Annotated in this window: 11 protein-coding genes and 1 tRNA gene; 9 read left to right on the forward strand and 3 right to left on the reverse strand. The window is 54.6% G+C overall.

All coding sequences use genetic code 11. From position 1 onward, the window contains the following. Positions 1-60: 60 nt before the first annotated feature. Positions 61-1,092, forward strand: a complete 1,032-nt coding sequence (locus P8T57_RS18485; RefSeq protein ID WP_341363971.1) for a GlxA family transcriptional regulator — start codon at positions 61-63, stop codon at positions 1,090-1,092. Positions 1,093-1,144: 52 nt separating this feature from the next. Continuing rightward, the gene (locus P8T57_RS18490) at positions 1,145-2,320 is read left to right on the forward strand and encodes an MFS transporter (protein WP_341363972.1); all 1,176 of its coding nucleotides are present in this window, start codon (positions 1,145-1,147) and stop codon (positions 2,318-2,320) included. A 146-nt stretch (positions 2,321-2,466) separates the two neighbouring features. Here P8T57_RS18490 and P8T57_RS18495 read toward each other — a convergent pair whose 3' ends face one another. Then, complete coding sequence (locus P8T57_RS18495) at positions 2,467-2,688, reverse strand: hypothetical protein (protein ID WP_007089886.1); 222 nt, start codon at positions 2,686-2,688, stop codon at positions 2,467-2,469. Between the two features lie 287 nt (positions 2,689-2,975). Between P8T57_RS18495 and P8T57_RS18500 the strand changes: the two genes are divergently transcribed. Continuing rightward, positions 2,976-3,068, forward strand: a tRNA-Ser gene (locus P8T57_RS18500). Positions 3,069-3,217: 149 nt separating this feature from the next. Beyond that, complete coding sequence (locus tag P8T57_RS18505) at positions 3,218-3,691, forward strand: hypothetical protein (RefSeq protein WP_341363973.1); 474 nt, start codon at positions 3,218-3,220, stop codon at positions 3,689-3,691. 81 nt (positions 3,692-3,772) lie between these two features. Here P8T57_RS18505 and P8T57_RS18510 read toward each other — a convergent pair whose 3' ends face one another. Both P8T57_RS18510 and P8T57_RS18515 read right to left on the reverse strand, forming a co-directional pair. Next, positions 3,773-4,015, reverse strand: a complete 243-nt coding sequence (locus P8T57_RS18510; RefSeq protein WP_007089884.1) for an Lrp/AsnC ligand binding domain-containing protein — start codon at positions 4,013-4,015, stop codon at positions 3,773-3,775. A 97-nt stretch (positions 4,016-4,112) separates the two neighbouring features. After that, positions 4,113-4,988, reverse strand: a complete 876-nt coding sequence (locus P8T57_RS18515) for a MurR/RpiR family transcriptional regulator (protein ID WP_341365384.1) — start codon at positions 4,986-4,988, stop codon at positions 4,113-4,115. Between the two features lie 508 nt (positions 4,989-5,496). Here P8T57_RS18515 and P8T57_RS18520 point away from each other — a divergent pair. From P8T57_RS18520 to P8T57_RS18540, 5 genes are all read left to right on the forward strand, one after another. Next, entirely contained in the window at positions 5,497-6,006 is a 510-nt protein-coding gene (locus P8T57_RS18520; protein ID WP_341363974.1) for a TRAP transporter small permease subunit, read from the forward strand. Further along, positions 6,003-7,328, forward strand: coding sequence for a TRAP transporter large permease subunit (locus P8T57_RS18525; protein ID WP_063093036.1), 1,326 nt, complete (start codon positions 6,003-6,005; stop codon positions 7,326-7,328). Before P8T57_RS18520 ends, P8T57_RS18525 begins: the two co-directional genes overlap by 4 nt. 170 nt (positions 7,329-7,498) lie before the next feature. Beyond that, entirely contained in the window at positions 7,499-8,551 is a 1,053-nt protein-coding gene (locus tag P8T57_RS18530) for a TRAP transporter substrate-binding protein (RefSeq protein ID WP_007089880.1), read from the forward strand. A gap of 256 nt (positions 8,552-8,807) precedes the next feature. Continuing rightward, entirely contained in the window at positions 8,808-10,175 is a 1,368-nt protein-coding gene (locus tag P8T57_RS18535) for a glutamine synthetase (protein ID WP_341363975.1), read from the forward strand. Between the two features lie 84 nt (positions 10,176-10,259). Next, positions 10,260-11,651, forward strand: coding sequence for an aldehyde dehydrogenase family protein (locus P8T57_RS18540; protein ID WP_341363976.1), 1,392 nt, complete (start codon positions 10,260-10,262; stop codon positions 11,649-11,651). The last annotated feature ends 13 nt before the right edge of the window (positions 11,652-11,664 follow it).

Here is an 11,664-nt window from a genome sequence, read left to right on the forward strand (position 1 = left end):
TTGTCATTGTTGCCATTCGTTTCGTGAGGCATGCTGTATTCCTGATGAACGAGGATTGCCATGCCAGACAGCACAACCAGCACGAAAACCGTCGCCTGCCTTGCCTTTGACGATGTCATGAGCCTTGACGTTGTCGGGCCATTGCAGGTTTTTGCCTCAGCCAATGCCGAACTGGAACGACAGGGGCGCGAACGGGCCTATGAGTTACTGGTGATTGCCGATGCGGCGGGGCCGGTGCCAACATCGGGCGGGTTTAAACTTTATGCAGATCTGGATTGGCGTGAACTTGATCTGTCCGCGACCGATACGGTTCTGATTGCCGGTGGGGACGGGGTTAATCCGGTGCGGCAACGCACCGACATTCTCGAATGGTTAAGGCAAGCCGACGGGCAAGTCATGCGCCTTGGATCGGTTTGTTCCGGTGCGCTGATCCTCGCAGAGGCAGGATTGCTTGATGGCCGGATGGCAACAACGCATTGGTCGCGTTGCGATGAAATGCGCAAAAATTTCCCGAAAATTGATGTCACCGAGGATCGTTTGCACAGCTATGACGCAAACGGTCTTGAAGGCGATCCGCATATCTTTACGTCGGCCGGGGTGACGGCGGGTATTGATCTGGCGCTAGCACTGGTGGAGGCGGATCACGGGCGGGTAATTGCCCTTGCCGTAGCACGACGTCTGGTGATGTTCTTAAAACGGCCGGGCGGGCAGGCACAGTTTTCTGCCTATCTGACACCCGCCATCGGAACCACGGCACAGCTTGCCGGATTGCTGGAATGGATACCGGCCAATCTGGATGGTGATCTGTCGCTGGAAGTTCTGGCAAATCGTGCGGGGATGTCGGCACGGACATTTTCACGGGTATTCACCCGTGATCTGGGTATGACACCGGCACGTTATGTTGAACGGGTGCGGGTCGAAGCCGCGCGCGCCCTTTTGCAGGATGATGCAATGACGGTGACGCGTGTGGCGCGGCTTTGCGGTTTTGGCCATCCGGAAACGCTGCGCCGGGCCTTTCAACGCCATTTATCTGTCAGTCCGCAGGAATATGCTGATCGTTTCGGACGAAGGCCGATGGCCGTTCCGGTTTAGGTGAACGGCGAAGATATTTTCGTAATCATCTGTTTTTATTGGAGTTGGCAACATGCTGTTACTGACCAATGGATCAGTGCGTCTGCTATTTATTGCCCAGGCGCTTTACTGGTCCTGTTCGCTGATCGGGATAACCCTGACATCACTGATCGGGATTGATCTGGCACCGATGGCGGAACTGGCGACCCTGCCATTGGCCTTGCTGGTTGTGGGCAATCTGGTTTGTGTGCATCCGCTGTCGATGATCATGCAGCATTATGGCAGGCGCACGGGATTGTTTCTGGGAGCGGCGAGCGGCGTGGTTGGCGGTGCTGTCGTGGCGGGTGGTGTGTATCAGGCGGAATTTTTGCTGGTGTGTCTGGGCACGTTTTTGATTGGCGGATATCAGGCATCGGCAATGTATTACCGTTATACCGCCCTTGAGGCGGTCCGAGATGATCAGAAAGGTCGTGCGGCGGCACTTGTGGTTGGTGGCGGTGTTCTGGCGGCGCTGATCGCGCCGGAAATTGCCAGCTATACGCGTAACATGGTCGCGATTCCATTTGCCGGATCGTATCTGGCATTGGCCGGGTTGGCGACCATCGCAGCCCTGATCATGTTGATGTTGCGTGATGGCGGGGTTCCTGCAAAAACGCGCACCGGTGGTGCGGTCATGCTGGAACTGTTGCGCCGTCCAAGGTTGCGCGGGGCGATTGCCATCAGTGCGGCGGGGCATGGCATCATGATCCTTGTGATGACGGCAACACCGCTTGCCATGAAGTTTTGCGGGTTTGATGTTGATACGGCGGCGAATATTATTCGCTGGCACATTATCGGCATGTTTTTACCGGCCTTTGTCGTCGGCCCGATGATTGACCGGTTTGGCGCGCGTTTGATGGCGGTGGTCGGCGCGCTGGCGCTGGTGTTCAGTGTGGTCTTTGCCGTGTCGGGGACCAGTTTTTCGGCGTTTCTCATCAGTTCGTTCTTGCTTGGGATCGGTTGGAACCTGATGCTTCTGGCGGGGACGACGCTTTTGGGCGAGGGGCATGACGCATCGGAACGCGGTCATGCGCAAAGCCTGATGGAGCTTGGCAACAGCATTACCGGAACCGTGGCATCGCTGGTGGCAGGTGCGCTGATTGCAGGGGCAGGGTGGAACATCATCAATTTCGGTGTTTTGCCGGTGCTTCTGGTTGCCATTTTCCTGATGTGGGCGGGGGGGCGCAAACCGGTGACGCAAGGCGCATGACGTAATTAAAGAAACCGCCGGTCAAACGACCGGCGGTTCGAGTTGCAGGGCGAACGGGGAGTGTCGCCCCGGCGCGATCTCGTATCGCGTGGTGTCACGGGCGGGAATGACCGCGCCGCTGTATCCGGGCAATAAAAAACCGGCCCTCAGGCCGGTTGTGCATTCATTGTCGGGCTGTGGGCCGCGACGAATTCCTTGATCTTTTGCAGGACAAATTCACGAGATGAGTTTTCACGGGTGCGAAACAGCACTTCGCGATCGTGAATGACAAGACCGAGATAGACCGGGCTTGTGTGGCCTTCCTTGCTGAGTTTCAGGGCGCGAAGGGTATGACCGTTGTCATCCGTGCTCTGATAGATGGTGCGCATGATGCTTTAACCTGCTTTCTGTCTCTGACGGGTTCAAACCGGAAAAAGAAGCTTACAGTGCCCTTATGACAGCCAAGTTTTTCGCTGCGATGACAGCAATATGATGGTTTGAAGACTCTTTTGATCCTCAACCGCAAAAGGCAATGGCAAAGCCCTTCAAAAAGCTGGTGGTTTCATTCGCCCGATTTGATAAAAGAAAACGACCAGATCGCCTGTTTCCGGCATTGACATGGGATGATGCGATGTTTAAGAAAGGCGTCGTTCCGCACGGAACAGCAAAGAGATAAGGGCAAGTGGCCGAGTGGCTGAAGGCGCTCCCCTGCTAAGGGAGTATGGGGTCAAAAGCCCCATCGAGGGTTCGAATCCCTCCTTGTCCGCCATTGATCAAAGCACCCCAAAAGGGTGCTTTTTTCTTTTGGACCGGGAATAAAACAATCATTTCAAACGTTATCGTATCAGGCTGGCTCGCTAATGGTGTTCTCGAACATCATCTATGATGGATCAGCTTTAATAATCCGACGAGGTTGCGATGATGTATTTCGATCAGTTCAAGTCCATCGCCAAACCATTGTTACTTGCGGGTTCGACCTTGCTGGCAGTGATGGTTCTGACGGCAACGGCGGCTGCGAGCAAACCGGCTGCTGCGCTGGCTTACGAAATTGCGCAATCGGGCGGTTTTAGCCAAGAAGAACGGCGCGTCATTTATGACGTGCTTGATGCGGTTGACCGCAATATTGGCGATGACGAAAATCGAGGCAAAGGTGGCAAGAGCAAGGACAACGGCAACGGCAAAGACGGATTGCCACCAGGCATTGCCATGAAGCTTGAGCGCGGCGGCACCTTACCCCCGGGGATTGCCAAGCGCGATCTTCCTGCGGATTTGCAATCGCGTCTGCCATATCGTTCGGATGCCATTCGCCAGATTGTCGGCAATGATGTGGTCCTGATTGAAAAGGGGACCGATATCATCCTTGATGTGATCCGCGATGTGGTGCGCAACTAGCATCAGATGCGGTACCGACAAAAAACGCGGCGAAAATCTCACCGCGTTTTTTGTTAGTATATCTTTTATCTTTGCAGAAAATCAGGTGAAAGCGTTGAAGGTAATGATTGTCTGGGTGTCCTTGATATGGGGCAGCAGATGGATTTTTTCGTTCACATAGCGCCCGATATCCTGCCCGTCCTCGATATAGACCTTGACCAGCAGTTCGAACGGGCCGGAGATCGAATAGACTTCCGAGACCCCTTCGATTTCCTCGACCAGTGCTGTGGCAACGTCATAGGCTTTGCCCAGATCGCATTTCACGAAAATGAAAAAGGGATGCATCGGTGCGGCTCCGGTATTTGGGGATAAAAATTATGCCCCAAGCTATCGCGGTGCGGCGGTGGTTTCAATCATTACTGCGGCGAATATACGCTGCGTATTACGATTGCGGCGGGCGGCGCAGCATTTCAAGATGTTTGATGCGCGCACGCACCTGTTCCGGGTTATGCTGCCCGACCCCTTCAAGCAGGGTTTCAAGCATCACCATGCTGGCCGCCGAGCTATCCCATGTCGTGCCGGTTTCGATGCGCACCGGAAAGACATGCCGGGCGAATTGCGCAATCGGACTGAGCCACTGATCGGTAAACAGGATGATTTTGGCGTCCTGTTTGGCAGCGGCCTCGGCAAAGGCGATGACATCGGCCTGATAACGCCGGACGTCGAAGACCAGAAGCACATCGCGTTTGCCGATATCCAGAAGGTCTTCGGCCCATTTGGCACTTTGGCCCGAAACGCGCCTAACTTGGCTTCGCATGGTGCGCAGATGTTCATAGGCATATACCGCAAGGGCGGAGGTGAACCGCCCGCCAAGGATATAGACCGATCCCTTGCAGTCGCCGATCAGTTCGATGGCACTTTGCAGTTCGGCCGGATTGATATTGGCAAGGCTTGTGCGGATGTTGCTGATGGTGGCCTCAGTCATTTCATGAAGCAATTCCCCCATCGGATGACCGGAATGATTGCGCGAGCGGGGCAGGCTGCTTCGCGTTAAAGGCGATTGCAGGCGGGCTTCGAGTTCGCCGCGCAGACGCGCCTGCATGTCGGGATAGCTGTCAAAGCCGATCTTGCTGGCAAAACGCAGCACCGTTGGGGCAGAAACACCACACCGTTCGGCGAAGGTCGCCACCGTTTCAAGGCCGGCCATCGGATAGTTACCAAGCAGAGCCTGGGCGAGCTTGCGTTCCGATGCGGTCAGTGTATCGGCTTTTTGCGTGATCTGTTCGGCGACCGTTGGCTTTGTAGCCTGCTGCTTCACATTCAAAGGCGAGATTTCCCCGGTTATGCCATCCGCATGGAATGGCCAAACACCCGCAAAGTGCGCTTATGCATTGTTCGGGCGCGGTTTACCTTGTCTGACATACAAATACAATGATTGTAATGAATTTTACAATATTTGATATTCTTGTCATCAAAATTGAAATCATGTAACGTTCGTTACAGAAGGGATAAAACCCGTGCCGCAAAAAGCGGTGCAACAATTCAACGGCTTGGCAAAAGTCGGTCGCCCGGGAGGCGGTTCATCACACGGTACGGCCTTGCAAAAGGTAGTGCAGGCAAGGGGATGCAATATGGGTTGTCAGGGCTGCGGATACTTCCATCCAGATTTGGTGTCGATGTTCGACCTGTCGGGTTTTTCCGCGAGGTAAGGCATTTCGGATCACCGTTCGTGTCCACCGGATGCGAACGGAGAGGATCGTATTTGCAGATGACAGTCCAGCCGCTGTTGCGACCGATAGAACAGGGAGATGTTGGGGTGGCGTTAGATGCCTGAATTTATCAAGACCTACGTCAGATGGGTCGATTGCGTGAACCGGATCATCGGCCGGTTTGCGATGTATCTGATCTTTGCGATGCTTGCGGTGCTTTTATATTCCGCGGCCACCAAGCTTATGGAATTTCCGGCACTTTGGACGCTGGAAACCGCGCAGTTCCTGATGGTGTCGTATTTCCTACTGGGTGGGGGATATTCCATGCAGCTGGACTCGCACGTTCGGATGGATCTGCTGTATGGCGCCTTGTCGCCGCGCAAACAGGCCGGGCTTGATGCGATCACCATCCTGTTTCTGATCTTTTATCTGGCGTTTCTGCTGTATGGCGGCGTTTCATCGACCGCCTATGCGTTCGAGTATGGTGAAACCAGTTATTCCGCGTGGTCGCCGCCGATGTCGCCGATCAAGGCGATCATGACCTTTGGCGTGTTCATGATGTTGCTGCAGGCGATTGCGACCTTCTTCAAAGATTTGGCAGCCGCCCGCGGGGAGAGCCTTTCATGAGTTATGAGATGATCGCTCTTCTGATGTTTTCCACGATGATGCTGATGCTTCTGACTGGGAAACGGGTTTTTGGTGCCATTGGTTTTGTTGCCGTTGTCTTCGCGCTTGGCATGTGGGGGGATGGCGGTTCTGAAATGGCGTTCAGTGCCGCGATGAAGCTGATGAAGTGGTATCCGCTTCTTACACTGCCGCTGTTTGTCTATATGGGTTACATGCTTTCCGAATCCGGTCTGGCAGACGATCTTTACCGGATGTTCCATGTCTGGATGGGGCCGGTACGCGGTGGCCTTGCCATCGGGACGATTGTTTTGATGGTGGCGGTCTCGGCCATGAACGGGCTGAGCGTTGCGGGCATGGCGATCGGGGCGAGTATCGCGCTGCCGGAACTTTTGCGACGCGGCTATGACAAGATCATGGTGACCGGCGTGATCCAGGCGGGCAGTTCGCTTGGCATTCTTGTGCCGCCAAGTGTGGTTCTGGTGCTATATGGCATGATTGCGCGTCAGCCTGTCGGACAGCTTTGGCTGGCGGGGGTGTTCCCCGGGCTGCTGATGGCCGGGATGTTCATCGTTTATATCGCCATTCGCTGCTGGCTGCAGCCCGATATGGGCCCGGCGCTGAGCAAGGAAGAACGCGCGGAAATCACCTGGGGTGACAAGATCGGATTGCTGAAGGCGGGGATTGTTCCGCTGTTCATCTTTTTCTCGATGACCGGTCTGTTCCTGATGGGGATTACGTCGCTTGTGGAAAGTTCGGCGGTGGGGGCGCTTGCCGCGACCATTGCCGCCTTTGCCAAGCGTCGCCTGACCCGTGGGGTCATGGAAGAAACCCTTCGCAAGACGCTTTCGATCAGCTGCATGTTTATGTGGATTATTCTGGCAGCACTGGCATTTGGTGCGGTGTTTGACGGGCTGGGTGCGGTCAAGGCGATTGAAAGTTTCTTTGTCGATCAGCTTGGACTTGGCCCGTGGCAGATCCTGATCATGATGCAGATTTCCTTCATCCTGATGGGCATGTTCCTTGATGACACGGCGATGCTGGTGATTGTCGCACCGCTTTATGTGCCGCTGGTCGGCGCCCTTGGTTTCGATCTGGTCTGGTATGGCGTGCTTTATACCATCACCTGCCAGATCGCCTATATGACGCCGCCGTTCGGCTACAACCTGTTCCTGATGCGTGCCATGGCACCGCCAGAGGTGACGTTAAAGGACATCTATAAATCGATCACACCGTTTGTGATCATCATGGCGATGGCGCTTGGCATCGTGATGGTGTTCCCGCAAATCGCGCTGTGGCTGCCGGAATGGCATTACGCGCGGTAAGCAAAACGAACCCGATACCGGCGGGGTCGCAACAGGCCCCGCCGTTCAAAACAAAATCAATTCAGGGGAGGTTTGAATTTCCAACAACAGGAGGCGCTGCCAGACCCGTTAGGCGGGCAGGGCAGTTAATGAATGCGTTAACGAACTTCATCGATCAGGGAGATGATACAATGACGACGAGACGCGACTTTATGAAAAAAGCCGGTGTTGCAACCGCAGCAGCGGGTACGACCGCCTTTGCCGCACCTTATGTCAAGGCGCAGAATGCCAAGATCACCTGGCGTTTGCAGACCTATGCCGGTCCGGCACTGGGCGAGCATGTTATCAAGCCAGCGATTGATGCCTTTAACAAGGTCGCCAACGGTGAAATGGAAATCGAACTTTATTACGCCGATCAACTGGTTCCGACCGGCGAGCTGTTCCGTGCCATGCAGCGCGGTACCATTGATGCGGTTCAGTCCGATGATGACTCGATTGCGGCTCCGGTCGATATTTCGGTCTTTGGCGGCTATTTCCCGTTTGCGACCCGTTACAGCCTTGACGTTCCGGTCCTGTTTGAAGAATACGGCCTGAATGAAATCTGGGACGAGGCATATGGCGAAGTCGAAGGTGTTAAATGGCTTTCGGCCGGTTCATGGGATCCGTGTCATTTTGCAACCGTTGATCCGATCAACAGTCTGGAAGACCTTAAAGGCAAACGCGTCTTTACCTTCCCGACGGCGGGTAAATTCCTGTCGCGCTTTGGCGTTGTACCGGTTACCCTGCCGTGGGAAGACATCGAGGTTGCCGTCCAGACCGGCGAGCTTGACGGGATTGCATGGTCGGGCATCACCGAGGATTACACGGTCGGTTGGGCCGATGTGACCAACTACTTCCTGACCAACAACATTTCCGGTGCATGGTGTGGTTCTTTCTTTGCCAACGAAGAACGTTGGAACGAACTTCCGGAACATCTGAAAGTTCTGTTCAAGCTGTGCATGGATAGCTCGCACTATTATCGCCAGCATTGGTACTGGGGTGGTGAAGCCAAGCTTCGGACCCAGGGTACGAAGCTGAAGCTGACCTCGATCCCCGATGCGGAATGGGCGACGGTTGAAGCCGAAGCACATAAATTCTGGGACGAGATTGCACAGACCAGCCCGCGTTGCGCCAGAGTTGTGGACATCTTCAAACAGTATGCTGCTGTGATGGAAAAAGCGGGCAAGCCGTATCGTTACAGCTAGGCCAATCGGGAATGGTCACATTTGACCGGGCAGGGGGCGCAGGCGCATCATTTGTGTCTGTGTTCCTTGCATTCCCTAGGGTTTAGTTGATGTTCCAATTTGTAACAAATAATACAAATAAGCAAAATTTATGTTTATTTGTTGCATAGTGTAATTTATATTACGCAACAAGACGTCACAAGACGCGATGACCAAAAACGGGCAGGAACCGGTCAGTCCGATACAAAAACAAAGCCCAAATCACAGGAGGCCGCCGATGCAGGCGAAGGATGTCAAAACCGCCGATGACGCACGAAAACTGATTAAGGAACGCGACATCAAATTCGTCAAAATCGGTATTTTCGACGTCGACGGAATAATGCGCGGCAAATACATGCATCGCGACAAATTCCTGTCGGCACTCGATTCCGGTTTTGCCTTTTGTGATGTGGTTCTGGGTTGGGATTCAAATGACCAGCTCTATGACAAATCCGAGTTTACTGGCTGGCACACGGCATATCCGGATGCACCGGTGCGCGTGATCCCCGAAAGCTGCCGCGAATTGCCGATGGAAGACGATACCGTTCTGTTCCTTGGCGAGTTCGAGGGACGGGCGGAAACCGTGTGCCCGCGTGGCACATTGCGCCGTGTCCTCGATAAAGCCGATAAGATGGGATATGACGTTTCAGCCGCCTGCGAATTCGAGTTTTTCCTGTTCGAGGAAGACCCGCATTCAGTGCGTGAAAAGAACTATCGCAATCTGAAGAACATCACACCGGGCTTTTACGGTTATTCGATGCTGCGCAATTCCGTGCATTCGGAATTCTATCATGACCTGCTTGAACTCGGCGAAAGCATGGATTTCCCGATCGAGGGACTTCATACCGAAACCGGCCCTGGGGTTTTGGAAGCTGCCCTTACCCATGATGAGGCGATGAAAGCCGCCGACAAAGCCGCACTTTTTAAAACATTCACCAAGGTTCTGGCCCAGCGTGCCGGATGGATGGCAACATTTATGGCGAAATGGTCAAACGATTGGCCGGGGCAGTCGGGGCATATGCATGTTTCGATCAAGGGCAAGGATGGTCGGGCAGCGTTCTTTGACGCAGACAAACCCCATAACATGTCCGATGAAATGCGCTGGTTCCTTGGCGGTCAGCAGAAATTGATGCCGGAACTGCTGTCGATGGTGGCCTGCACGGTAAACAGTTATTCGCGACTGATCCCGGGTTTCTGGGCACCGACGACGGCAACGTGGGGTGTTGAAAACCGTACCACAGCGCTTCGCGTTATTCCGGGTACGGCCAAGTCGCAACGCATTGAATATCGCATTGCGGCGGCGGATATTAACCCCTATATCGCGCTTTCGGCTGCAATCGGCTCGGGGCTTTGGGGCATTGAAAACAAGGTGGAGCCGGGCGAAATGGTCGTCGGCAACGCCTATGCGCAGGAATTCCCCGAAGATACGAGCTTACCTGCAACGCTTTACGAGGCAGCCGGACGTTTGCGCAAATCCGAGGCGGCAAAATCGCTGTTTGGTGAAGAATTCGTGACCCATTACGCCCAGTCGCGGGAATGGGAAGAACGCGAATTCCGCAAGGCGATTACCGACTGGGAAATGCAGCGTTACTTCGAAATCATTTGATCTGTTGCACGCGGCGACGCATCGTCGCTTCGCGCCTGGTCACATATCTTCGCGCCCTAACTCATTCTCCAATTGTGAGGCATCATGTCTGAGAGTTTACGCACCATCTCGCCCGTTGATGGATCCGTTTATGTCGAGCGTCCGCTTGCCGGTGCAGCCGAGATCAACAAGGTACTTGATGTTGCACGTGCCGCACAGGCCGAATGGCGCAATGTGCCGGTCGCGACACGTCAGGAAATCCTGCGCAAGGCGGTTGCCGCCTTTGTTGCGAAAAAGGATGAAATTGCCGCTGAGATCAGCTGGCAGATGGGCCGTCCGATTTCGCAAGCCGGTGGCGAGGTTAACGGTTTCAAGGAACGCGCCGATTATATGATCGACATCGCACCTGAGGCGCTTGGCGATTACAATCCGGGCGAGAAGCCCGGTTTTAACCGTTTCATCCGTCGTGATCCATTGGGCGTTGTTGCGATTATCGCACCGTGGAACTTCCCGTATCTGACGGCTGTGAACGGCGTTGTTCCGGCCCTTATGGCCGGGAATGCGGTGGTGCTGAAACATTCGCACCAGACCCCGCTTTGTGCAGAACGCTTTGCCGAGGCGTTTGAAGCCGCCGGTCTGCCCAAGGGATTGTTCCAGTATCTGCATCTGAGCCATGCGGATGCGGAAAAACTGATGGGCGATATCCGTGTTGATTTCGTCAATTTCACCGGTTCGGTGCCGGGCGGCCATGCGGTTCAGAAAGCGGTTGGTGGCAAGTTCATCGCGACCGGTATGGAGCTTGGCGGCAAGGACCCGGCTTATCTGCGTTCGGACGTCAATATCGATCATGCGGTGGAAAACGTCATTGATGGCGCGTTCTTTAATAGCGGACAGTCGTGCTGCGGGATTGAACGGATTTACGCCCATGAAAGCGTTTTTGATGCCTTTGTAGAGAAGGCTGCCGATCTTGTATCGCAATACCGCCTTGGCAGCCCGATTGATACGGAAACCAATCTTGGCCCGATGGTGCGTGCGTCATCAGCGGCCTTCGTACGGGGCCAGATTGCCGATGCCATCCGCGACGGCGCAAAGGCATTGATCGACCCGTCGAAATTTGCCGCCAACAAGGAAGGCACCCCGTATCTGGCACCGCAGGTCTTGATCAATGTCGATCATTCGATGCGCGTCATGAGCGAGGAAAGCTTTGGCCCGGTTGTCGGCATCATGAAAGTGACGTCCGACGAGGAAGCCATTGCCCTGATGAATGACAGTGAATTCGGGCTGACGGCATCGATCTGGACGGCGGATGAAGATGCCGCCCTTTCGATTGGTGACCGGCTTCAGACCGGAACGGTTTTCATGAACCGTGCAGATTACCTTGATCCGGCACTGGCCTGGACGGGTGTGAAAAATTCGGGACGTGGATGCACGCTTTCGAAACTGGGTTACGAATCCCTGACCCGGCCGAAAAGCTTCCACCTGCGGACCAAGATTTAACGTCGCGTTTGCG

It is taken from the genome of Thalassospira sp. SN3W (assembly GCF_038070535.1).
Taxonomy (GTDB): Bacteria; Pseudomonadota; Alphaproteobacteria; order Rhodospirillales; family Thalassospiraceae; genus Thalassospira; species Thalassospira xiamenensis.

Bases quoted from the DNA above. Each gene is read 5' to 3' on its own strand.
- P8T57_RS18485 (WP_341363971.1), top strand. From the start codon at position 61: ATGCCAGACAGCACAACCAGCACGAAAACCGTCGCCTGCCTTGCCTTT.
- P8T57_RS18490 (WP_341363972.1), top strand. From the start codon at position 1,145: ATGCTGTTACTGACCAATGGATCAGTGCGTCTGCTATTTATTGCCCAG.
- P8T57_RS18495 (WP_007089886.1), bottom strand. From the start codon at position 2,688: ATGCGCACCATCTATCAGAGCACGGATGACAACGGTCATACCCTTCGC.
- P8T57_RS18505 (WP_341363973.1), top strand. From the start codon at position 3,218: ATGATGTATTTCGATCAGTTCAAGTCCATCGCCAAACCATTGTTACTT.
- P8T57_RS18510 (WP_007089884.1), bottom strand. From the start codon at position 4,015: ATGCATCCCTTTTTCATTTTCGTGAAATGCGATCTGGGCAAAGCCTAT.
- P8T57_RS18520 (WP_341363974.1), top strand. From the start codon at position 5,497: ATGCCTGAATTTATCAAGACCTACGTCAGATGGGTCGATTGCGTGAAC.
- P8T57_RS18525 (WP_063093036.1), top strand. From the start codon at position 6,003: ATGAGTTATGAGATGATCGCTCTTCTGATGTTTTCCACGATGATGCTG.
- P8T57_RS18530 (WP_007089880.1), top strand. From the start codon at position 7,499: ATGACGACGAGACGCGACTTTATGAAAAAAGCCGGTGTTGCAACCGCA.
- P8T57_RS18535 (WP_341363975.1), top strand. From the start codon at position 8,808: ATGCAGGCGAAGGATGTCAAAACCGCCGATGACGCACGAAAACTGATT.
- P8T57_RS18540 (WP_341363976.1), top strand. From the start codon at position 10,260: ATGTCTGAGAGTTTACGCACCATCTCGCCCGTTGATGGATCCGTTTAT.